The sequence below is a fragment of the Aquirufa ecclesiirivi genome, from assembly GCF_011250515.1.
GTDB classification, from domain to species: domain Bacteria; phylum Bacteroidota; class Bacteroidia; order Cytophagales; family Spirosomataceae; genus Aquirufa; species Aquirufa ecclesiirivi.
The window spans coordinates 395399-417825 of sequence record NZ_JAANOP010000002.1; the positions used below are offsets into that span (position 1 = coordinate 395399).

Sequence of the window (22427 nt, forward strand, 5' to 3'; positions counted from 1 at the left end):
AAATGGCAAAGCGCTTACAAAATTGCGTCAATTTTCTGAAAAATAGATGCGGAGTTTCTTATTTCCAATAGTACAAACCTTGGCATCTTCCCAAGTTGGGCAAATTACTCGTTCTCCTTGGTCATTGAATGTATATAAAATCGGTTTAGTCAATTGGACTTCTTGAAATCCAATCGATTGATATCCTTGACCCCTATTCCATTCCAAGTCGATGTAGGTCATTATATTATCTACCTTTTCTTCCTGGTGATAATATTGAATCACCTTGCTCAAACCTCCAACAATACGTGTTCCCAAAATAGAACAAAAGCGAATCAGCTCTCCAGAAAGTTGACCTTCAAATCCCACTTCCTTCATGAGCATAGGTTTGGCAAATGCAGCCACGCCCACCAATTTTTGATCTCCGATGTAGTATTCACTGGTAATATTTCGGAATTGACGGTGTTTGGGTACCACTAAACCATAAAAAAATTTAGCTTGTACTTTTCCCAAAAGATGTTCGGCATCTAAAAATGTATTGGCTTGCTGTTTAGCAATAGGTATAACACGTAAATCTCTAGCAAAAATGGACTTAGTACCTAATTTTCGGTATTGAAAATAGGACTTAATCCAATCGGAATGCTTGTACCATATATCTTCCCAAATTCGGATGAATTCAACCGTCCCGCTCACTAAATTTAAATAATCCCTTTGCCAAGTCGCTGGATCTACTTGTTTCTTGGCTAGTTCAAAATCTGACAAGGAATAACATTGAACAAATAAGGAATATTCTGGTAAAAAAAAGGTGTTGGGAGCCTTATCCAATGCAATTTCTACCGTTAACTCGATTTCCTTGAAAAAAGAGGACACATCATCATAGAAATTAATAGGATATACCGTCATGCCGTTTGAAATTGCGTCCAAAGATAGCTGCATTTTGAGTAGAATATCTCCTGTCATCTCTTTCTAAACTAAAAATTAATCACATGAACTATCGATTTGAGGCGAGTAGAAAAGAAGTTTCCACCTTTACTAATCAAGAATTAAGAGACCATTTTTTGGTTGAACTTATATTTGAAGCTAATCAAATTCACTTAACCTATTCCATTTATGATCGCATGATTATCGGTGGAGTTATGCCGGTATTAGGCGAAATTAAACTACCTAACCCTGAAAAATTAAAGGCCAATTATTTTCTGGAGCGGAGAGAATTGGGGATTATCAACGTGGGTGGTCCAGGAATTGTAAAGGCAGATGGACAAAGTTTTGAAATATCTAAATTAAGTGCGGTATATCTTGGAAAAGGGACACAAGACGTACATTTTAGTTCGATTTCCGCCGATGAACCAGCACAGTTTTATTTACTTTCTTCTCCAGCACATGCAAGCTATCCGAATAAAAAATTAGACCGCGAAAATGTAGTGACAGTGAATGTCGGTACACTGGAAAACTCCAATCATAGAACCATTTATAAATACATCCACCACGATGGTATACAATCCTGCCAATTGGTCATGGGCTTAACCATATTGGAACCTGGATCCATCTGGAATACCATGCCAGCTCACGTGCATGACCGCAGAATGGAAGCCTATTTGTATTTTGACGTAAAACCTGGTCAAGCCGTTTTACATTTAATGGGAGAAACCAAAGAAACAAAACATATCTGGGTACAAAATCACCAAGCTGTAATTTCTCCACCTTGGTCCATTCATAGCGGTGCTGGAACACAAAACTATTCCTTTATTTGGGGAATGGCGGGTGAAAATAAAGACTATACTGACATGGATTTTTCTGAAATTACTGAACTACGTTAAATATGAAAAAAGCGCTTTTAGGTATACTTTGCTATTGTTTATTAGCTACAGCATGGGCACAAAACACCCCTTATTCTATACAAATGGCTCAATCTTTGATGCATACCCATCAAGATTCCATTCAAGTTAAAATAGGGAAGTCTGCCACATGGGATTATGAACAAGGCTTGTTTCTAAAAGCGCTAGAACATGTTTACCAAAGAACAGGTGACGCACGCTACTTCCAATACATTCAGAAGAACATCAACAGCTTCATCAATGAAAAGGGAGAGATTCGTACTTATAAATTATCCGAATACAATTCAGATAACATTACCACAGGACGACTATTACTATCTCTTTATCAGGAAACGGGCGAAGATAAATATCGAATAGCCGCGGAGCAATTACGCTTACAAATCAACAAACAACCTAGAACAAAAGAAGGCGGATTTTGGCATAAAGATCGTTATCCAGATCAAATGTGGTTAGACGGCTTGTATATGCTAGAGCCTTTTTATGCAGAATACAGCCAAGTCTTTCATCAGAATAATTGGGATGACATTGCTCTACAATTTGAATTGATGTATAAAAATGCCAAAGACCCTAAAACGGGGCTTTTGTATCATGCTTATGACCATGAGCGTAAACAGGCTTGGGCAAGTAAACAAACTGGTTTATCTCCTAATTTTTGGGGAAGAGCCATGGGCTGGTATGCCATGGCCTTAGTGGATGTGTTAGACTATTTTCCTCAGCAGCATCCTAAAAGAAATATGTTAATCAAGCAGTTAAATGAATTGAGCGCAGCGCTTGTTAAGGTGCAAGATCAATCCAGTGGACTTTGGTACCAATTACCTACCTTAGGTACTCAAAAAGGGAATTATTTAGAAGCATCCTGTGCCAATATGTACGTATACGCCTTTGCAAAAGGTGTTCGCAAGGGCTATCTTCCCTCTTCTTACTTGGGAGCATCTCAAAAAGCTTATGCCTCCATCATCGAAAAATTCGTCACCAAAGATGCTCAGGGTTATGTACATCTTGAGAAAACAGTGAGTGTAGGTGGATTAGGCGGCACTCCTTACCGAGATGGCAGTTTTGCTTATTACATGTCGGAACCTTTAAAAACAGATGATTTAAAAGGTGTCGGGCCATTTATTATGGCTTCTTTAGAAATAGAAATTGCCAAAGAATTGGAGATAGGAAAAGGTAAAAAAGTGGTATTAGATTATTATTTCAACCATGAGTTCCGTAAAAATAAACAAGGAAACATGGAGCGTTTCCACTATACATGGGAAGATAGAAAAGACTCAGGATTTCAGTTATTGGGAGTTCAAACAGAACAATTGGGTGCTAAAATTGACAGTTTAGCACAAGCACCAACTTTTAAAAACTTAGCTGGCGCCCAAGTTTACATCATCGTGGATCCAGATAGTCAAAAAGAAACAGCTAAACCTAACTACATGCGTAGCCAAGATGCGGATGAAATAGAAAAATGGGTCAAAGCAGGTGGAACGTTAATTTTATTAGCCAATGATACCACCAATTGCGAAATACCTAAGTTTAATACTTTAGCTAAAAGGTTTGGTATGGAGTTTGTTGGACCTAATTTAAATATGGTACAAGGTAAAAATTGGCATCAAGGAACATTGAATATATCAGCCAATAATCCCGTATTCAAAGGTTTGAAAAAAATCTACATCAAAGAGATTTCAACCATTAAACTTGCTGGACCTGCCAAATCCTTAGAAGATCTAAACGGCTATAGTGTCATGGCCATGGCCCAAGTCGGAAAAGGACGGGTATTCGCTTTAGGTGATCCTTGGATTTACAACGAATACACCAACAACCGCCGCATTCCTTTGGAATACGAGAACTTTCCTGCTGCCAAAAAATTGATGGAATGGGCTTTAAAACCTTAAGGAAAACGCAAACCTGTCATTTTTTCTAAGGCAGATTTAGAAACGGCAAAAGTTTGCCAGTTGGGATGTAAATCATGTGAATTGGGAAATAAAAGGTACCATGATTTTTCAGGACTTATGACTACTTTCCAGCAATATTTGGGGATGACCACTTCGTTTCCAATTTTGTCAACCACACCAATTCCACCAGCATAAATAGTCAATTTTTGACCTCTTTTGGCCAATTTCCTACAATAAGCTTCCAACCGCTCCCAGGGTCCTCGATTTAATTCAGGAGTCTGTGGTATCATGTTGGACATGAGGAATGTCTCCGCATTTAGAAAAGTACTTGAGGAGCGATCTTCTGAATTACACAAATGCCCACGGTCATATCCACTATATTTATAATCATCAGCATCGATACGCTTAAATTGCCTAGGCAAGTCATCGTCTTGTCTAAATCGATTGGATCTTGGTACATCTCCAATATCTGACGAACTTAGAGTCCATGCTACCCAATTGGCCTTCCCTTGTAGTCCATCATAAGACATCACATAACCCTTCTTTACCAATAAATAGTTGGTAGTAGAAGCCGTAGATGCCCCTGATACATTAAAAATACCTCCAGGTAATAAAGCGACCTGGAGGTATAATAAGATGCCTAAAAGCATAATTTAGCTATTATTTTTTGTGCGAAAACATCCAAGAAAACAAGTTGGGCTCTTTGAATACATTATCCCAAGAATTATGATTGACACCAGGATATTCGGTATAAGTAGGATTAGCACCAGCTTCCTTTAAAGCAGCTATGGCCTCTCTGGAATGTCTGACAGGCACCACGGCATCAGCGTCACCATGGAATACCCATAAAGGCAATTTTTTAGCATATTTTTTTACAAAATGTAAATCAGCACCACCACAGATAGGAGCCGCTGCGGCAAACAATTTGGGATTTCTTGAAATAGCTTCAAATGTACCCATTCCACCCATGGACAATCCCATGATGTATAAGCGCTTTTTATCAGCAACTTTTTCTTTCACTAAAGACTTTACAATACTAACAGCAGCTGCCAAAGGCCAATTCGGATCTTTCGGATACTCGAAAACAAAAGTAGTAGGTTTCGTTGTACGATCAATTTTAACCGTAGACCAATAGGAATTAGCAGGACATTGAGGCATAATTACAATGGCAGGGTACTTAACTTGATTACTAGGATCCAAAAACAATTTGGCTCCATGCGTCAACTGTTTTTCATTATCGCTTCCACGTTCACCAGCCCCATGCAAAAACAAAATAACGGGGTATTTCTTTCCTTTTTCCATATTGGAAGGATAAAGAATCTGGTAAGGCAAAGTTTGGTCTGTACCAAAAACCAATTCTCTTTTTTCAAATTTTGCTTGTGAAAATGCACCAAGGCTAATGAATAAGCCACATAAAAGGAAAAGTATTTTCTTCATGGTTTTATTTCTTTATACGTTTTTTCAAATCTTCAATAGAAACAGTCATCATACGACCAATTTTTTCTTTACCTCGGTAAGAAATCATCCGCATCACCAAAGCATCCTTTGGAATGATTACTTTGCCGGATGCAGCAGGATAAAAATTATCTGGATACGAGTAATCAAAACTGTAATGAATAGATAATGGATTGACTTCAGTGCTTAATTCTACCCACATTTGGCCTTGCTCATTTTTCCCAACCTTGATAATGGCATCATACATACTTGGAGCATATTTCTTTTCTGCTTGATCAAAACGAGCAAAATGGTGTTCTACACGACCTACAAAATTATCCCAATTTCTATTTTCTTGTGGAGACCAAAGAGCTTCGGATACAGCCCAAGCACGAGGAAACAACATGTATTGTAAATGACGGTAGGTAAATAATTGCTCCGACCACAAATTGGCTTGACCACCCTTAACCAATTTAGCATCTACCCCTTCTGGAACCGGATTGAAAGCATAAGAATCACGCAAACGTACTGTTTCATATACAGGTGGTTCGATAGCGGCATCACCTTGCATCAAATCCACATACACATGATTATTAGGAGTCATCACCACTTCATGGCCATCTTTGGCTGCTTGAACCCCACCAGCAATACCTCTCCAAGACATCACAGCCGTATTTTTAGGCAATCCCCCTCCTTCTAAAATCTCATCCCAACCCATCATTTTCTTACCTTTGGAAGTAATGATTTTTTCCAATCGACGGGTAAAAAATGCTTGAACTTCTTGAGGCGTTTTTAAATTCTCCTTTTGCATCATTGCTAAAATTTGAGGATTCTTTTCCCAATAATTTTTAGGGCATTCGTCTCCTCCCATATGTATGTATTCAAACGGAAACATTTCAGCCACTTCCGTAAACACTTTATCTAAGAAAGTATATACTTTTTCATTGGCAGGACATAAGGTATTGTCTTGCAAGGCTACGGCATGTCCTTGTGACCAATCGATGAAAGGTTCACCCGAAATCACTTGATAATTAACCGCTTCTGGAGTACAAGAAAGTTCAGGATAAGAAGCAATAGCTGCCATGGAATGTCCAGGCACGTCGATTTCCGGCATCACATTGACAAAACGATCTTTGGCATAAGCGACAATATCTTGGATATCTTCCTTCGTAAAGAAACCACCTTGGGTACGCGGTTCATTGGCTTCTGGCTTAGAAAATTCCGTAAAACGACCTACCTTAGGTACATTCCAAGCACCCTTTTTTGTCAAATTGGGGAAGGATTTAATTTCCACTCTCCAACCTTCATCGTCGGTTAAGTGAAAGTGTAAGATGTTGTATTTGTAAGCGACCATCTCATCGATGAACTGCTTCACTTGATCTTTATTAAAAAAGTGTCTTGCCACATCGAGCATTAAACCTCTCCATGCAAAACGGGGATAATCTGTTATTTGAGCAAAAGGAACTTTCCAAGCTGATTTAATGACAGTTTGCTTGGACTCAATTTCTTTTGGCATTAATTGTAACAAACTCTGAATACCATAAAATAGTCCAGCAGGTTTATTAGCTGTAATGACTATCCCCTTGGCATTAACAAGCAAAGTATAGCCTTCATTTCCTAGATTAGGGATGGACTGTTTAGCTAATACCAAACGAATCTGTGCCAAATCAGCCTGCGAATTCGCATCCCAAAGCATCTGAACCTTGCGCATGGCTGTATTTTCTAAACGATTAGTCAGATTTTTAACTGCGACTAATAAGGCCTCCTGTTTAGGTGCGGCTATAATAACTCGACTAGGTAAACTATAAAATCCTTGGGGATATTCCGCTTTTACGGGTATGGGAATTAAAGGTGCTTGTTGGGCCGTAATTGACAAGCTTAAACCTTGCAGAAGGAAAACTGCAATTGCAACAAATTTGAATTTCAACATAATTTTTAAATAGATTTTAGGTAAAAAATGTAATTTTTTGATTTTAAAGGTTGAAAAATAAAGCCATTTTCGAAAATTTAATATAATTTCGTAGCAATAAGGTTAAAAACAGAAACAAAACCATGAATAATACCATTTCCCTTGCGGCACAGCAAGTCGAACTCACGCATGCTATTGATACTGTCTGGGTGGCTCTTTGTGGAGCGCTCATTTTTCAAATGGAAGGAGGCTTTGCTTTATTAGAAGCAGGCTTTGTCCGTTCAAAAAACGCAGTTAGTATCATTGCCAAAGTCATGATTGACATCATGTTTGGCGGAATAGCCTTTTATGTAGTAGGATTTGGTATTGCCTACGGAACAGGTTTATTCGATTTCGGAATCAATTTAGGAGATTTAGGATTAGGACTCACCATATCCAATAAATTATTTTGGTTTATTCAAATGGGATTTGCCATTGCAGCTATTTCCATTGTATCGGGTGGTGTGGCTGAAAGAATGAAAATGTGGGCTTACGCTATTTATGTTACCCTATTTTGTGCGTTTTTATATCCTGTCGTGGCACATTGGGTTTGGAACCCACAAGGGTGGTTTGCTGTCAAAGGATTTAATGATTTTGCAGGTTCGGCAGCTGTACATGCCATGGGTGGATTTGCCGCTTTGGCTGGAGCCATTGTTTTGGGACCTAGAATTGGAAAATACAATGAGGATGGTAGCATCAATGCCATTCCTGGTCATAATTTAACGCTTTCTGCCGTAGGAGCCTTTTTGCTTTGGTTTGGATGGTTTGGATTTAACCCAGGATCTACCCTAGCAGCAGTAGGTAAATGGGATCTCATTGGTTCTGTGGCGACCAATACCTTTCTAGCTTCGGCCATGGGGGGTATTTCGACTATGCTATATACCTTTTTACGCTATAAAAAAGTAGATATCACCATGGTTATCAATGGGGTTTTGGCTGGATTAGTAGCTGTAACAGCTGGTTGTAATGTGGTTAGTCCAGAAAGTGCATTACTTATCGGTTTCATAGCAGGTATTTTGGTGGATGTGGCCGTTGTATTAATCGATAAAATGCAAATTGATGATCCGGTAGGTGCTATTGCAGTACATGGAATCAATGGTTTTTTTGGTACAGTAGCTGTCGGCCTTTTTTCAGAAAAGAATGGTTTATTTACCACAGGTCAAAGTGAACAATTGCTGATTCAATTGATGGGAGTAGGAATTATCAGTTTGTTTTCATTTGGCGCAACATTTGCGATATTTAAGGTTTTAAAGAGCACCATCGGTATCCGTTTAAGTTACAAAGAGGAATCGGCAGGTATTGATGCTGTCGAGTTTGGAGTTGAATCATATACCACATTTGAATAAGCTGAAAGGGAAAAACACATGAAAAAAGTAGAAGCTATCGTTAAGCCATCCAAATTAAAAGCCATTCAAAAAGGGCTTATAGATGCCAACATCCCATGTATGACAGTGGTTCCCGTGCGTGGAGCAGGTTTACAACAAGGCTATTCTGAAATTTATCGTGGTACAGAGAAATCATTGATATTACTTCCCAAAGTGATGATTATTTGCGTGGTGAGTGATGAAAATCTTGAAAAATGCATTGACGTCATTTTAGATAATGCCTCGGAAGGCAATACTGGAGATGGCAAAATATTCATTTATGATGTACAAGATGCGATTCGCATCAGAACTAGAACTCGAGGGGTGGAAGCAATAAGGTAATGTAAATGGTAAATTGTAAATGGTGAATTGTGAATGGTGTATGGTTTACCATTCATAATTTACCATTTACCATTAATTTTCTTGGTTTTCATCCGTACAAACATCTCCTCGGTATACCATTGATATTGCCTCGTTTTTTTAATCATGGGGGCATGAGATCTGGAACGGTAAGCAAAGGCATCCAAGGCCTGAACATTTTCCCACAGACTGAAAGTTGCTTGTTCCAATAAGGGAATCTCTCCTACTCCTTTGGCAAAAATGAGTCCTGCTTGATTTTCAATACCCCGACTGGAGGAAGGAACATTCATCCAAAATCGGATGGCTTGAGAACGACGGATACTGGCACGAGTGATTACGGCCACAGGGCCATCCCAAGGCTCATTGGTATCGTCAAATTCAAAAGGTTGTAAGTTATTCCATGTACCATGTCCTTTCCATGGTGTGGCATCCCATCCTGAAATGGATTGACTTAAGCTAGAAAATTCAAGCCATCGTTTATCATGTTCGAAAAAATATCGGGCATCTTCTTCTCTCTCCCAAAGTCCTAAAAACGCATAAGTTCCCCAATCTGGCCAAATAGAAAAACCCTTTCCACCTCCAGTGCCTAATTGTTTGGCAAATAGCAAACCATCAGCTTTCCAAGCTTGATTCCTCAATTTCCCCATCATGGCAAATGCTTTGAGCTTTTGTCCAAATCCCTTGATATGAAAAAAACGAATGGTGATGAATTGCATGAGTCTATTTTCTAGGAATCAAAATGTACATTCGAATGCTATTTAGCCGTAAATGTAATCATCCAATTGATACCAAACTGATCCGTTAAAGTACCATAATAGGCGCCCCAAAACATATCTTGAATGGGCATGGAGATGGCTGCTCCTTCCGACAAGCCATCAAATATCCGTTGCGCTTCTTCTTTACTACCTGTTTCCACGCAAATATGCATGTTATTTCCAGCAGTTACTGTAAACCCCAACTCTGAAGGAGCATCACTAGCCATTAAAATATGATTATTTAGTAATGGCAACTCAATATGAGCAATCATATTTTTAACAGCAGCAGACATAGGAGGCAATTTACTTTCTGTCGCAATATCAGCAAATCGCTGAATGCCATTCACAAACTCCGTTTTAAAAATCGATTGATAAAACAGAAATGCTTCTTCTGCATTTCCGGGGAAGTTGAGGTAGGTGCTGATTTTTGACATAGTTGGCCTTGGAACTTAATAGTGTCTTATTTATTTGCTAAAATTATACTATTACTTTTTCTTATTGCTTGATTTAGAAATACTAGATATTTTTTTTGTTTCTACTTCAAAATCACTAACAAAGTGATGGTCTTGGTTTACTCGGAATTTGGAGTATACCTGTTCTGCCAGTTTCATGGCGACTTCATGACTTACCGTACCAGCATCTTTTAGTATTTGATAATCATTGAACTGTAAGAAAGCATCTAACTTATTTACCCAATCTGCCATCTTCATTGGAATTTGCCTTTCGGCTTGCAGTTCTGCAAAATCTAAATACATGGTAACGATACGCACCAACTCTTTGATTTCTTTTTCTTGCATATAGTTTTTTGCTGTTCCTCTATCACCTTTTAATACTTTGCCAGTGGGTGCATTTTTCCAAGTGGTAAGACCCATGTTGGGTTTACTCACATCAGCTCTTTGTACAATTATTTCAGCTGCTGTTTTTCCTGTAATTGCCCAGTGCAACTTATTTTGAACAGTTTTAAAAAATTGCTGTGTTATTTCAGCTTCCTTATTGTAATCAATGCTGCACTGCTCGTATATATCCGTAATTTTGAGATAAAAGCGTCTTTCACTCGCCCGTATTTCTCGGATGCGATCCAAGAGTTCATCAAAATAATCTTTTCCAAAGCGTTTACCTTGTTTCAGACGTTCATCGTCTAATACAAAACCTTTGATAATAAACTCTTTAAGGGTTTTGGTAGCCCAAATACGGAATTGGGTTGCCTGATAACTATTTACTCTGTAGCCTACGGCTATAATGGCGTCTAAATTGTAAAAATCAAGTTTTTCAGAAACTTCGCCCCTAAAACCTCTATTTACGACTGTTTCCATTTTGGAAATAGTCGTAGTTGAAGTTAATTCTCCGTCAGAATATATATTAGTTAAATGTTTACTAATGGCTGGTACTTTGACACCAAATGACTCCGCCATAGCTTTTTGTGTAAGCCAAAAGGTTTCGTTATTAAAAACCACTTCAATATTCACATGACCTGTTGGGGTAGTGTAAAAAATGATATCGCTACTTTGCATATTCTCTGGCATAATAATTTGAATCCTAAGACTAATCTGCAAGTATTAAAATTTGTATAGATATACCAAACAGCGTGAAAATTTATTATGAAATCACTTCCCGATACAAAACTTCCCAAAGATGTTTTTCAAAAGGTCGTCGTTGGATATGGCACCTGTGATCTCTCCCAAATGATGTAGGGCGTAACGTAGGTCTTGAGCAATTAAATCTCCCGTTAAATTGATTTTTAAGGCGTTCAAAACCTCTTCCAAGGTTTCCTGCGTCTGTTTTAATTTCTCGTAATGTCGTAAATTGGTTACCATCGTTCCTGAGTTGGAAACCTGATTTAATCCGACCACCTCCAATAACAATTGCTCAAAATCGGCTAAACCTTGACCGAATTTGGCTGAGATAGCCACCGTAGGAAAACCTAATCCTTCCCAATCTTGAATGGCTGGCTGGTTCTCATCGACTTTGTTCAACACCAAAATCAGCGGAATATCTAATTCGGCCATTTCCGACAATGTAGCTTGAATATCCATAGGATTATCCTCACTCACATCGACCACATATAAAATCACTTGAGCCTTCTTAACCCAAGCTTGCGTTCGTTGAACTCCTTGGGCTTCTATGACATCTGTTGTATCTCGCAGTCCTGCCGTATCCACCAAGCGGAATCGAATTCCCCCCAATACCCACTCATCTTCTAAACTATCTCGGGTAGTGCCCGCAATATCAGACACAATGGCTCTCTCCTCTTTCAATAAGGCATTTAACAGCGTGGATTTTCCTGCATTGGGTTTACCTACAATCACGGTAGCTACACCATTTTTAATGGCATTTCCTGCCTTAAAACTAGCCACCAAGGGTCTCACTTTATCCAAGAGCTTATTGACTAAATCTTCTAAATCTTGTCGATCCGCAAATTCTACATCTTCTTCTCCAAAATCCAATTCCAATTCAATTAAAGATGCAAAATGAATTAATTCCTCTCGTAAGGCGGCCAATTCCTGAGAAAAACCTCCACGTAATTGATGCAAAGCAGCAGAAGTAGCCGCTGCTGAATCGGCGGCAATAACGTCCGCCACCGCTTCGGCTTGAGCTAAATCAAAGGCTCCGTTCAAAAAGGCCCTTTGGGTAAACTCCCCTGCACGAGCCAATCTAGCCCCTTTCTCTACAAATAATTGAATGATACTTTCTTGAATATAAGGCGACCCATGACAAGAAATCTCTATCACATCTTCTTTGGTATAGGACTTAGGGCCTTTGTATAAACTAATGACTACTTCATCAAATACTCTTCCATTGGACTCAATACGTCCGTAGTGTAAAGTATGTGGGGCTTGTTTGGATAAATCTTTGTTCGGGAATACTTCATTAACCCAAGCTATGGCCTGGTCGCCCGACAAGCGGATGACACCAATAGCTCCTACACCCAAAGGTGTCGCTAGGGCAATAATTGTATCCTTAAAATCCATTATAACAAGTTTTGCAATTTCATGGCTACTGACATATCACCAGAAATTTTGATTTTTCCAGTCATTACGGCCATCATCGGGTTTAAGTCGCCCGACATTACTTTACTAAAATTCTCTACCGTAGCGGAGATCGTACAATCTGCCTCTTCATTTTCATTCGTTACCGTTCCATCGTTTTTTACCACAATGATTCCTTCTGGAAATGCAAATTTAAATGATACTCCTAAGCCGCCTTTTTGTGCAGCCATGGTAGCAATACGATCGTTGATGTCTTGAAATGTCATATTTTTTTTTCTAAATGTGTCAATGAAATAGCAAATTTAAGGCATTTATTTCCTTAAAGAAATTTTACATTAGACCTCTCGGTGACAAATCCCCTTGAAATCGCAATATTGGCATTCTTCCAAATTTGCCGTTTTCTCAAAAGGCTCTGCTGGTTCTACTAGTCGGTGAACCCAATGGGCAATCAATTGTTCAGATTCATTTAAAAAATCTGCCAAAGGTTGATTCTCACTAAATTCAATTTTCTCCGTTAATACCGTGGCGGATAAATTCCGAAAAGATATAATGCCTGGTTGAATCCTAGCTGAAGGAGTATGGATATTTTTCAAATAATCCACTCGCTCTTCTTGAGGTTTCGATAACTCTTTCCCTAGTAAAAACTTATATAGCCACAATTGAAAAAGCTTTTCCTTGATATCCTCGGAGGTTAATTCTGACATTAAGTCTTCTCCAATTTTCAAATCCTTTTGCTCTACTTTCCCCGTTTTATAATCAATAATCCGAAGGGTATTTGCCCCTAAACGATCTAATCGGTCAACGCGACCTTTGATTTTCACTGGCCAAATTTCCCCATCAATTGGTATACCAACTTGAGTTTCTAAACTTCCTTCGACTTCTAAAAGTTCAATGGGCTCATTTACCCATTGAGGAGATGCCATTAAATAATTTTCTAAGATCGTTTTGGCTACTTCTTTTAACACATAATTGAATCCTTTTTCCAGCTCAAATACCCCTTTCTCTTTTTCAATTTCACGAATAGCTCGATTCAAATAATCATCCAAATGAAGAATTTTATCATTCCAATCGACAAGCTCCATTCTCCCAGCATGTTGCTCTTGAATTTCTGTATCGAGTAATTCCAACACTTTATGAATCCAAGTACCAAAAACATCGGCCCCCATGTCGTCATCACTTTGTTTATCATCCCGCAATCCTACAATTTGGGAAAAATAATACTTCATGGAACAGGTCACCAACATGGATACCGAAGAAGCAGATAAACCTCTTTTCAAAAGAACCTCCTTGATCTTTTGTCGCATCTCCCCTGTTTTTTCTATGCTCGTTACAGGTTCTTCTTGCTTTTTGTCTGATTTAACAAATTCCAAAATTGGTTCTTCTAAAATCAGCTTAGGATTCTTCTTTTTCCAATCAAATCGTATTTGCTTAATAAAACGACTCATTTCCTTAATACTCGATTTTTCGGAGGGCTGTACATAACAGAGGATCACTTCTTGGGCCCTCTGCAACAAACGATAAAAGTGGTAGGAAGTAACCGCATCTGCTTGTGTAAAAGTGGGTAATGAGAAATACGACATATTGGCGATGTCGGTAGGAATCAAACTTTCTCGCTTTCTGGTACCTGGCAATGAACCTTCGTTTAAAGACAACACAATTACTCGATCAAAATCCAAGGTTCGCGTTTCCAATAGACCCATCACATGTAAGGTTCGCGAACTATGATCGGGGCCTTCAAAGGTCAATTTTTGTTGCTGCAATAATTGCATCAACAAGATTTTCCCACTGGCATAAGATATTGGAAATCGATCAAATATGGCCTTTTCTAACGTTTCACAAACATCAAAAGCTTGCTGAACGGCTTGCGCTTGTTCATCCCATACATTGCGAGGATAAGCCAGCATAATCTGATGAATAAAACGTTTGATATGACCCAAAATTTCCGAAAAATCACCGTCAACCTGTACCAAAACGTGATTCAGTATTGGAATATTCATTTCCTTAATCGAATCGAATGACACATAGAGACTATCGCTAGCAAGCTTTGAAACTAAAAATTGGTGAACATCTTTGTGTTGATGTTTTGACCAATATTGGGCATACACTTGTACTAAGGGGTGTTGCCATAACTTCATCAAATGAGAAGTGGGATATCGTCCATCAGCTCCTCTTTTGGTCAAGTCCCACCAAAGGTTAATCAATGAAAATATTTGTGTCTTTTTGATGGAAAAACCCATCGTGATGTTCAAACGATCTTTAAATTCACCAATATACTGAGTCACTTGATCCAAAAGCGATTCATCCCCCAGCACCAAGGCTACTTGTTCTTGATCCCCATAAGTATATGCCCAATTTCTGATAGCTTCAATAGCCACGTAAACTTGAGCAGATGGATTGGCCAAACCTATGATTTGAACTTTTTTAGGATCTTCGAGTAAATGCTTTTCCATCCAAAGAAAAGGACCTCTCGATAAATAATCTTGCGAGGCAGGGTGAGAATAATTTCTTAACCAATGACCAGCTCGATGAAATTTATTTTTTACATAGTATTCATCTGCATCCCAAAGGGTTTCGGCTACACCTTGTTTGAGTAGGGTCCTAATTATATCTTCTTCGGCTTTCGAAAGTGCATTAAAACCAACGAAATATATTTTTTTGAAGCTTTTGGCTAAGGGTATCCCTTTTTCTAGGTTTTCTACCAAGTTACGGTAAGCCTTTCCTCGGTAAACCAAACCTAAGGACTCTAATCTACTTTTGAGTCGAATGTATACCTCTAATAAATGATCATAGAGCTTAAAATAAGCCTTGGTATTTTCGGTAATGAATTTTTCAGGATGTTCTTCTCCATATTCTTGTCCCCATCTTTCAAGGGATTTGGCTTCCGACAAAAAAGAAAATAGTTGAACAGGGTCTACTAGATATAGATCTAGCAAATCAAAATCTTTCAACATCAATTGTCCCCAAGAAACAAATCGGTCAAAATCTACCTTGGCATCCACTTCCTTGAAGCAAGCAAAAGCTTCCATCAATAAAGTAATAGGATCTATAAGCTCAGAATTTGTCATTTGTAGGGCAAATTCCTCGATAGTCATCACTTTAGGAGAAATAAAAGGTCTTTCTCCCAATTGTGCTAATTGAGTTTTAAGGTAAAGCGTACCTCTTTGGGAAGGCATCACAATAGCGACTTCCCGCAGTTCATCAAAGCCATGTTGGGCTATGAGATGTTCGGCTGTTTTCCTTAAAAATGATTTCATACTGTCTTACAGATTCCCCTTTTTCATTTCTTTGACAGCATAATCCACGGCTCTGGCCGTAAAAGCCATGTAGGTTAAGGATGGGTTTTGGGTAGAAGTAGAAGTCATACAAGCTCCGTCGGTTACGAATACATTTTTTACCTGGTGCATTTGATTCCATTTATTCAAAAGAGATGTTTTAGCATCCGCACCCATGCGCACACCACCCATTTCATGAATATCTAAACCAGGAGCTTGTTTAGTATCTCGGTGATGAATATTGGTAAAGCCCGCTTTGGTATACATCTCCGTAAATTGATCAATGAAATCTTGTACCATTTTATCATCATTGTCGTCATAAGCCACATTCACATGCAAAATGGGCATACCATTTTCATCCTTTTTTAGCTTATCCAATGTGACTTTATTGGACTCTTTTGGTATCGTCTCTCCCATCATGTGCGATCCAGCATACCACATTTGATTCATTTTAGGATTCAATAATGAATTTTTCAAGCTTTCACCTAAACCTTCACGATCGGTACTTGAACTTCTGCCAGCATTCATACCAGCCGCATAGCCACGGAGAAAATTGGTTTCTTGTTTGTATAAATTACGGAAACGAGGGATATATCCTGAATTAGGTCGACCACCTTCTGTTTTAAAGTCCAAATAACCTTCATATTCAGCTGAAATAGAGGCACGGTAATTATGAAAGGCAATGTGTGTACCCAATAAACCAGAATCATTACCAAGTCCATTCGGGAAACGATGTGAGGTAGAATTCAATAAAATTAAATTGGTATTTAGAGCCGCAGCGGTAACAAAGATCACTTTAGCATAATATTCCACCATTTCTTTGGTATGTGCATCCACCACACGAACACCTACGGCCTTTTGTTTCTTTTCATCGTAAATGATGGAATGAACCACCGAATCAGGACGTAAAGTCATGTTACCCGTTTTAGCTGCCCAAGGTAAGGTAGAAGCGTTGGCGGAAAAATAGCCCCCATAAGGACAGCCTCTTTGACATAAATTCCTACCTAAACATTGGGCTCTTCCTTGCTGATAATGGATTTCCTGAGGCTGAGTTAAATGCGCACACCGACCAATAATCACATGGCGGTCATTGTATAGTCGTTTTATTTCCTTTTGAAAGTGTTTTTCTACACAAGTCAATTCATGTGGAGGTAAAAATTCTCCATCGGGAAGTGCATCTAAGCCATCTTTATTCCCTGATATACCTGCAAATTTCTCTACGTGGGAGTACCAAGGATCTAATTCTTTATATGTAATTGGCCAAGGTGTAGCAAAACCATCACGTGCAGGTCCATCAAAATCCAATTGAGACCATCGCTGTGTTTGTCTAGCCCACAAGAGAGATTTCCCACCTACCTGATACCCACGAATCCAGTCGAATGGCTTGTCTTGTTCATATGGATGCTCCTTATCTTTCACAAAGAAATGTTTGGCATCTTCACGGAAAGCATAACATTTGGAAATGATAGGGTTTTCCTTAATTTCTTCATCTGTCAATCGACCACGATGGGGAAATTCCCAAGGAGACATTAAAGTAGTAGGATAGTCTTCATTATGAGTCACCTTTCTTCCTCTTTCCAAAACAAGGGTTTTAATCCCTTTCTCACAAAATTCTTTGGCAGCCCATCCGCCTGCCATTCCTGATCCAATTACAATAGCACCATAGGTGCGCTTTTCGGCATTCGTTAAATAGTTCATTGAAATAAAACTTATGATTTTTTGACAGGAGCACAGCCGTTAAAAAAGCCTGGTGCCATAACATAATGATAGTATTTGACCATAATTTCTTCCGAAGAAGTATAGCCTTGAATAGTTAATCCCTTCAGGGTAGACATAGCTTTTTGAGCATCTGGACCCAAATTACCTTTGGACATGGAAAACAGAAATTGTTCTTTTTCTGCTTGATTAGCCTGTACCCATGGCTTTTTCACATAGGATTCCAAAGAGGTTCGAAAACCATCCAATACCTTACGAAACGCCTCCTGAGCTGCTGGCTGATAGCAATCATCCAACATCGTTTTAACAAACGAAGGAACTCCTAAACTAACAGCTCCAGGGATAGTCGATTCAGGGATAATGATTCCAACCCAGTCATTTAGAAGTTGGTCTTGTTCTTTAGTCCACACCAAGGGTTTCCATGTTGCAGGTAAAACTGGTTTTGTTTGAGCGGTAAGGTCATAAAAAGCCACGGATCCAAGTGTAGCTAAGGCCATTCCTTTTACCCATTCGCGACGAGAAATTGTAGTCATTTGAAATAGAATTTAAACAGAGTAAATCTAATGAAAATTCGGGAGCTTGTTGTGCTGAAAAGCTAGGTAAAAGGAAAATGAAATACACTATGTTATACGCGGCTTAGTGCGAGTTCGCTTCTTTCCCCAGTTTTTGGGATTGTTGAGTTTATTCCTTAGTGTGGTTATTTAGTCAAACAACAGCCATTTTACCCCATAACCAAAAACCCTTGACATAGCAGGATGAAGGTAAGCGGTATAATAATTGTTGTTCAGGAGGCCATAATTGGCATGTGACATTTTGAAAAATAGACGAACACGATTAATACGCAAGGAAACATAAGGGTCTATTTGGACAAAAGCCGGTATTTGATAATTATTCTGTAAATGGTACTGTTGTAGGGCAGGTTGGTAAGCATCCGCATAATAGGCCGATTGATGATGAATATCGATTCCAAATTGAACATACAATAACTTCTTGTATTGCACATCCAATGCCAAATTTGCATCAATCAATAAGTTGGGCATGCGGAGAACATCGGGCCCTGTTTGAGTATTAGCATACACTTTTGTAAACCAAGAAAATTTCCGCCATTGTCCACCCAAATCCACCGAAGTTCTAAAAACCCCTATATCCGATTTTGTTTGGGTTGGCGTTGCCAAGGAATCAAAATATACCCAATCTGAAATTCGCTGAATCGTGATGCCAGGTTTGAAATAAATAAACCTAGACTTCAAATTAATTCCACCTGAAATTTCATCCATGGAAATATTTGAAAAATCATTTTTCCACCGATACGAGGTATTATATACCCAGTTTTGAGCTACACTTAGACTATACGAAATCCGTTGGGCACTAACTTGGAAAATAGGAGATTGAAAACTGGCTTTTAAACGATAATCTGATCCTAACAAATATTCTCCTTCTGCAGTAAAATCGATATTCTGATTAAAGGATTGATTAATCCACAAACCAACATAATTCTCAAATCGATCTAACTTACTCTCATTCATTGGATTATAAACAGACCAATAACGTTGCTTTAAATAAGTTCGGTAAACAAATTGTTTATAAATTCCTTTTAAACCTGTTTGGTGACTGTAGGACGACCATTGGTTTTCATTGTATAATGAATCCTCCGTTGGGGCTTGAATGTACTGAATATAGGTTCTTGGATAAAATCCATCCGTTAATGATTGTTGGAATGCCTTATCTCTAAACTTCACAGTACGATTTTCCACATCCAAGGATTGGAATAATTGTAAACCTTTCCAGCCTACATATTCATGGTAAGCGTGAATCTTAATGAATTTGTCATTGGATTGAGATAATGAATTAGACAAAATAGCGGTATTATCAATGTATTTAAGCGCTTCATCAGCTGTCAAAGTCTTTGATAATTTCACTCCACCTTGGTCATTTGTACCTTGATCAAAATAATTAATATGCCCCAATAAGCGGTATTTCTTATTTTTTGATTGAAAATTAGTATGCAACAATAAACCCCATTGACCCAATAAACTCTGTTCACCCGATTTAAATGCGGCATCCGTCAAAACTTTGTCGGCCACCATACGCTGTAGAGCAATGCCTATATTCCAAAGGGAATCAACGTTTCTAGCAAAATTAAAATTCAAGCGAGTTTGACCTCCCCCACCCAGGTTATATTCCACTTCGGAATAAGGTGATTTGGAATTATAATACCGTACCTGATCCGACTGAAATGCATATGGAGAATATACAGAATAGCCTAATTGGGTTCCTAAGCTACCCGGAGATTGGAAAAACACATTCCGAACAGCTGTACCATCATTCCCTAAATTAGCTGTCAAAAAACCGCTTTTCTCTTGAAATAAATACCGATGAAATAAACTTAGTGTGGTATCTACTCGTCGTTTCGTATCTCTAGAATTAACCACATCTGATTCATGAACATAATACATGGTATTAGGTCCATACACTTGCTTTGTAGAATCATCTAAAGCAGCTCGACCGCTTTTTTGAGGTCCTTTACTTTTACCTTGGTTATTTTGAGTCGCTGGATTAGGAAAGCCATTTCGATCATTTGGGTTCTGTGTACCGGGAAAACCTGAGGTCGTTCCAGGTGTCAAAACTTGAGCCCAAATCGAAAATGGAAGCAAAAAAGAAATAACAAAAAGTAAGGTTAACCGATATATCATCGCCGCAAAGGTAGCTTAAAATAAGGAAATTATCTTGACAAGCTTTGGTTCAATAAGCTCCAAAAATCAGCTTCCCTCTTCAAAAAATACATCTCCATAGGCAGATAGGCTATTTTTTTTGCTAAGGCAGGATATTCATGATAGACAGCTTGAAAGCGAACAAAATCCTTATATGTCGTAATAAATGCCTCATCTTCCGCCATTTTGGCTGCCTTTGTATTTAAATCATTGAGTTCACCTGGTGTAAAACGATGGTGGTCTGGATAAGATTGTGTGCTTTTCAAATCTCCTAAATTTTTCACTTGTTCGAAAAACAACGAAGGATCAGCAATTCCTGCCAATGCATGCCATGAATGAATACTAAACACATTCATTCCTTGTGGTTTACCATATTGAATGGAAGCAAAAAAAACTGGTTTAGGAATTTCTGATTCAAAATAGACTATTTGTTGCTGGTCCAAATTGCTAGGACAACGAGTCACAATGACCGCATCAGCCCTTTCAATACCTTCTCTCCATTCCCTTAAGCGCCCCATGGGCATCAAATGGTCTTTGAAATAAGGTTTATCAAAAGTGGTACAAATGATATTAAAATCCGCTTTCAAAGCTCGATGCTGAAATGCATCATCTAAAATGACGGTATCGATGTCAGGGAATTGTGCCTTCATCTGTTGAATACCTTCAACCCTTCTTTCACAAACTGCCACGTGTAAATGAGGAAATGTAGACTTGTAAGTTAGTGGTTCATCCCCAACTTCGCTAGCGATTGAACTAGGATCTACCCATCTAAAACCTTGGGTAATTCGGCCATAACCTCTACTTAAAATACCCAAGGATTTACTCCAACCGGCGTGCTGAATCAGATAAGCCACCATGGGACTTTTACCTGTTCCTCCCACTGCTAAGTTTCCAACAACGATGGTTTTGGGTTTTCCAAAATGATGAGATATAAACCATCCCCAATCATAAAATGCATTACGTAGAGAAATTACAATTCCATAAAGTAAGGCAGGAAACCAGGTGATTATTTTTTTCATATCAAGTTTAAAGCTAAAAAGAATCGCCGAGGCGGCAAAACAGCCAAGAAAATAATAACTTGCGACTATGTTTGATATCTCCGTTTCATACCAAAAACATTCCCTACAATTTCACTTTGAAGCAGGTACTTCACGTGGAATATTGACCGAGAAAAACTCATATTTCATCCAGATCAAAAACAAGAAGAATCCAACACAAATAGGAATTGGTGAAGCTGGTCCCTTGAGAGGCCTGAGTCCAGAATTTGAAGATGAAGGGTTAGCTGGATTTGAAAAATACATCAAGAGTGCGAAATGGGAGTTATTTCCTGAAAATCTGGAAGAGATCCCTTTATTTATTTCTCATCTACCCTTAGGCTATCCCTCCTATAAATTTGCCATTGAAATGGCGGTATATGACTATATCCAAGCTAAAAATGGGATATATTTCAATAATCCATTTAGTCTTGGAACAAGGTCTATTCCCATCAATGGATTGATTTGGATGGGAAAACCAGATTTCATGGAAGATCAAATCGAACAAAAGTTAGCACAAGGGTACACTTGCCTCAAATTAAAAATTGGTGCCATTAATTTTGATCAAGAACTCGCCATTTTAAAAAATCTCAGAAGTCAATTTCCCCAAGAGAAATTAATTATTCGAGTGGATGCCAATGGAGCCTTTAGTACTCAAGAAGCGGCACATAAATTAGAGCAATTGGCAAAATTGGATATTCACAGCATTGAACAACCCATTCGGGCGGGACTTTGGAATGCTATGGCTGAATTATGCCAAGAGAATATTCTACCTATAGCTTTGGACGAGGAATTGATCGGTTTAGAAAGCGAAGAGCAACAAAATCAATTATTAGATAAAATCCCGGCTGATTACCTCATCATTAAACCTAGTTTAGTGGGTGGCTTTTCTGCTAGCCACGATTGGATTCAAGCGGCAGAAAAACATGACATGGGTTGGTGGATAACATCAGCTTTGGAATCCAACATCGGTTTACAAGCCATAGCACAATTTACTTCAGAATATACACCACAAATTCCTCAAGGCTTAGGAACAGGTTCTTTATATACCAATAATTTTGCTTCTGGGCTGTCCATTCAAAGAGGAAATTTACATTTTAACCCAAATTTTATCCGTGTCAATCCATTTCATGAAAATCATGTTTAGGAAAT

General features: G+C 38.6%; 19 protein-coding genes. 5 read left to right on the top strand and 14 right to left on the bottom strand.

What is annotated here, in order from left to right; all coding sequences use genetic code 11:
* Positions 1–27: 27 nt before the first annotated feature.
* The gene (locus G9H65_RS05065; protein WP_166374244.1) at positions 28–939 is read right to left on the bottom strand and encodes a hypothetical protein; all 912 of its coding nucleotides are present in this window, start codon (positions 937–939) and stop codon (positions 28–30) included.
* A 26-nt stretch (positions 940–965) separates the two neighbouring features.
* On the opposite strand from G9H65_RS05065, the gene kduI reads away from it, so the two are divergent.
* The gene (kduI, locus tag G9H65_RS05070; RefSeq protein WP_166374245.1) at positions 966–1796 is read left to right on the top strand and encodes a 5-dehydro-4-deoxy-D-glucuronate isomerase; all 831 of its coding nucleotides are present in this window, start codon (positions 966–968) and stop codon (positions 1794–1796) included.
* Between the two features lie 2 nt (positions 1797–1798).
* Positions 1799–3694 carry a glycoside hydrolase family 88 protein gene (locus G9H65_RS05075; protein ID WP_235927466.1) on the top strand — a complete coding sequence of 632 codons (1896 nt, stop codon included), beginning with the start codon at positions 1799–1801 and terminating at the stop codon, positions 3692–3694.
* On the opposite strand, the gene G9H65_RS05080 is transcribed toward G9H65_RS05075, so the two are convergent.
* From G9H65_RS05080 to G9H65_RS05090, 3 genes are read right to left on the bottom strand one after another with little or no spacing between them, the layout of a single operon-like run.
* Positions 3691–4344 (bottom strand): DNA/RNA non-specific endonuclease, encoded by a 654-nt coding sequence (locus tag G9H65_RS05080; RefSeq protein WP_166374246.1) that lies wholly within the window; start codon positions 4342–4344, stop codon positions 3691–3693. The genes G9H65_RS05075 and G9H65_RS05080 overlap by 4 nt on opposite strands.
* A 10-nt stretch (positions 4345–4354) precedes the next feature.
* Positions 4355–5131, bottom strand: coding sequence for a carboxylesterase family protein (locus tag G9H65_RS05085; protein WP_166374247.1), 777 nt, complete (start codon positions 5129–5131; stop codon positions 4355–4357).
* A 4-nt stretch (positions 5132–5135) separates the two neighbouring features.
* On the bottom strand, positions 5136–7004 hold the full coding sequence (locus G9H65_RS05090; RefSeq protein WP_235927467.1) for a beta-N-acetylhexosaminidase: 1869 nt from the start codon (positions 7002–7004) through the stop codon (positions 5136–5138).
* A 176-nt stretch (positions 7005–7180) separates the two neighbouring features.
* On the opposite strand from G9H65_RS05090, the gene G9H65_RS05095 reads away from it, so the two are divergent.
* Positions 7181–8422, top strand: coding sequence for an ammonium transporter (locus G9H65_RS05095; RefSeq protein WP_166374249.1), 1242 nt, complete (start codon positions 7181–7183; stop codon positions 8420–8422).
* Positions 8423–8440: 18 nt separating this feature from the next.
* The gene (locus tag G9H65_RS05100) at positions 8441–8782 is read left to right on the top strand and encodes a P-II family nitrogen regulator (RefSeq protein ID WP_130925100.1); all 342 of its coding nucleotides are present in this window, start codon (positions 8441–8443) and stop codon (positions 8780–8782) included.
* Between the two features lie 59 nt (positions 8783–8841).
* Here the strand turns inward: G9H65_RS05100 and G9H65_RS05105 are convergent, their stop codons facing one another.
* The 10 genes from G9H65_RS05105 to lpxK form a co-directional block, all read right to left on the bottom strand.
* On the bottom strand, positions 8842–9516 hold the full coding sequence (locus G9H65_RS05105) for a hypothetical protein (RefSeq protein WP_166374250.1): 675 nt from the start codon (positions 9514–9516) through the stop codon (positions 8842–8844).
* A gap of 38 nt (positions 9517–9554) precedes the next feature.
* A complete protein-coding gene (locus tag G9H65_RS05110) occupies positions 9555–9989 on the bottom strand; it encodes a VOC family protein (protein ID WP_166374251.1) in 435 nt (144 codons plus the stop codon).
* Between the two features lie 51 nt (positions 9990–10040).
* Entirely contained in the window at positions 10041–11078 is a 1038-nt protein-coding gene (locus G9H65_RS05115) for a virulence RhuM family protein (protein ID WP_166374252.1), read from the bottom strand.
* 81 nt (positions 11079–11159) lie between these two features.
* A complete protein-coding gene (gene mnmE, locus G9H65_RS05120) occupies positions 11160–12524 on the bottom strand; it encodes a tRNA uridine-5-carboxymethylaminomethyl(34) synthesis GTPase MnmE (RefSeq protein ID WP_166374253.1) in 1365 nt (454 codons plus the stop codon).
* Entirely contained in the window at positions 12524–12808 is a 285-nt protein-coding gene (locus G9H65_RS05125) for an SCP2 sterol-binding domain-containing protein (RefSeq protein WP_109322748.1), read from the bottom strand. Before G9H65_RS05125 ends, mnmE begins: the two co-directional genes overlap by 1 nt.
* A 69-nt stretch (positions 12809–12877) precedes the next feature.
* Positions 12878–15796 carry a PD-(D/E)XK nuclease family protein gene (locus tag G9H65_RS05130; RefSeq protein WP_166374254.1) on the bottom strand — a complete coding sequence of 973 codons (2919 nt, stop codon included), beginning with the start codon at positions 15794–15796 and terminating at the stop codon, positions 12878–12880.
* A gap of 6 nt (positions 15797–15802) precedes the next feature.
* Complete coding sequence (locus G9H65_RS05135) at positions 15803–17512, bottom strand: GMC oxidoreductase (protein ID WP_166374255.1); 1710 nt, start codon at positions 17510–17512, stop codon at positions 15803–15805.
* Positions 17513–17523: 11 nt separating this feature from the next.
* Positions 17524–18063: a gluconate 2-dehydrogenase subunit 3 family protein gene (locus tag G9H65_RS05140; protein WP_166374256.1), complete on the bottom strand. Its 540-nt coding sequence runs from the start codon at positions 18061–18063 to the stop codon at positions 17524–17526.
* 168 nt (positions 18064–18231) lie between these two features.
* Complete coding sequence (locus tag G9H65_RS05145) at positions 18232–20223, bottom strand: putative porin (RefSeq protein ID WP_166374257.1); 1992 nt, start codon at positions 20221–20223, stop codon at positions 18232–18234.
* Between the two features lie 29 nt (positions 20224–20252).
* Positions 20253–21260 carry a tetraacyldisaccharide 4'-kinase gene (gene lpxK / locus G9H65_RS05150; protein ID WP_166374258.1) on the bottom strand — a complete coding sequence of 336 codons (1008 nt, stop codon included), beginning with the start codon at positions 21258–21260 and terminating at the stop codon, positions 20253–20255.
* 67 nt (positions 21261–21327) lie between these two features.
* Between lpxK and G9H65_RS05155 the strand changes: the two genes are divergently transcribed.
* Positions 21328–22422, top strand: a complete 1095-nt coding sequence (locus G9H65_RS05155; RefSeq protein WP_166374259.1) for an o-succinylbenzoate synthase — start codon at positions 21328–21330, stop codon at positions 22420–22422.
* The last annotated feature ends 5 nt before the right edge of the window (positions 22423–22427 follow it).

What these genes read in the sequence shown, in the direction of transcription:
- G9H65_RS05065 (WP_166374244.1), bottom strand. Translation starts at nt 939, where the DNA reads ATGACAGGAGATATTCTACTCAAAATGCAGCTATCTTTGGACGCAATT.
- kduI (WP_166374245.1), top strand. Translation starts at nt 966, where the DNA reads ATGAACTATCGATTTGAGGCGAGTAGAAAAGAAGTTTCCACCTTTACT.
- G9H65_RS05075 (WP_235927466.1), top strand. Translation starts at nt 1,799, where the DNA reads ATGAAAAAAGCGCTTTTAGGTATACTTTGCTATTGTTTATTAGCTACA.
- G9H65_RS05080 (WP_166374246.1), bottom strand. Translation starts at nt 4,344, where the DNA reads ATGCTTTTAGGCATCTTATTATACCTCCAGGTCGCTTTATTACCTGGA.
- G9H65_RS05085 (WP_166374247.1), bottom strand. Translation starts at nt 5,131, where the DNA reads ATGAAGAAAATACTTTTCCTTTTATGTGGCTTATTCATTAGCCTTGGT.
- G9H65_RS05095 (WP_166374249.1), top strand. Translation starts at nt 7,181, where the DNA reads ATGAATAATACCATTTCCCTTGCGGCACAGCAAGTCGAACTCACGCAT.
- G9H65_RS05100 (WP_130925100.1), top strand. Translation starts at nt 8,441, where the DNA reads ATGAAAAAAGTAGAAGCTATCGTTAAGCCATCCAAATTAAAAGCCATT.
- G9H65_RS05105 (WP_166374250.1), bottom strand. Translation starts at nt 9,516, where the DNA reads ATGCAATTCATCACCATTCGTTTTTTTCATATCAAGGGATTTGGACAA.
- G9H65_RS05110 (WP_166374251.1), bottom strand. Translation starts at nt 9,989, where the DNA reads ATGTCAAAAATCAGCACCTACCTCAACTTCCCCGGAAATGCAGAAGAA.
- G9H65_RS05115 (WP_166374252.1), bottom strand. Translation starts at nt 11,078, where the DNA reads ATGCCAGAGAATATGCAAAGTAGCGATATCATTTTTTACACTACCCCA.
- mnmE (WP_166374253.1), bottom strand. Translation starts at nt 12,524, where the DNA reads ATGGATTTTAAGGATACAATTATTGCCCTAGCGACACCTTTGGGTGTA.
- G9H65_RS05125 (WP_109322748.1), bottom strand. Translation starts at nt 12,808, where the DNA reads ATGACATTTCAAGACATCAACGATCGTATTGCTACCATGGCTGCACAA.
- G9H65_RS05130 (WP_166374254.1), bottom strand. Translation starts at nt 15,796, where the DNA reads ATGAAATCATTTTTAAGGAAAACAGCCGAACATCTCATAGCCCAACAT.
- G9H65_RS05135 (WP_166374255.1), bottom strand. Translation starts at nt 17,512, where the DNA reads ATGAACTATTTAACGAATGCCGAAAAGCGCACCTATGGTGCTATTGTA.
- G9H65_RS05140 (WP_166374256.1), bottom strand. Translation starts at nt 18,063, where the DNA reads ATGACTACAATTTCTCGTCGCGAATGGGTAAAAGGAATGGCCTTAGCT.
- G9H65_RS05145 (WP_166374257.1), bottom strand. Translation starts at nt 20,223, where the DNA reads ATGATATATCGGTTAACCTTACTTTTTGTTATTTCTTTTTTGCTTCCA.
- lpxK (WP_166374258.1), bottom strand. Translation starts at nt 21,260, where the DNA reads ATGAAAAAAATAATCACCTGGTTTCCTGCCTTACTTTATGGAATTGTA.
- G9H65_RS05155 (WP_166374259.1), top strand. Translation starts at nt 21,328, where the DNA reads ATGTTTGATATCTCCGTTTCATACCAAAAACATTCCCTACAATTTCAC.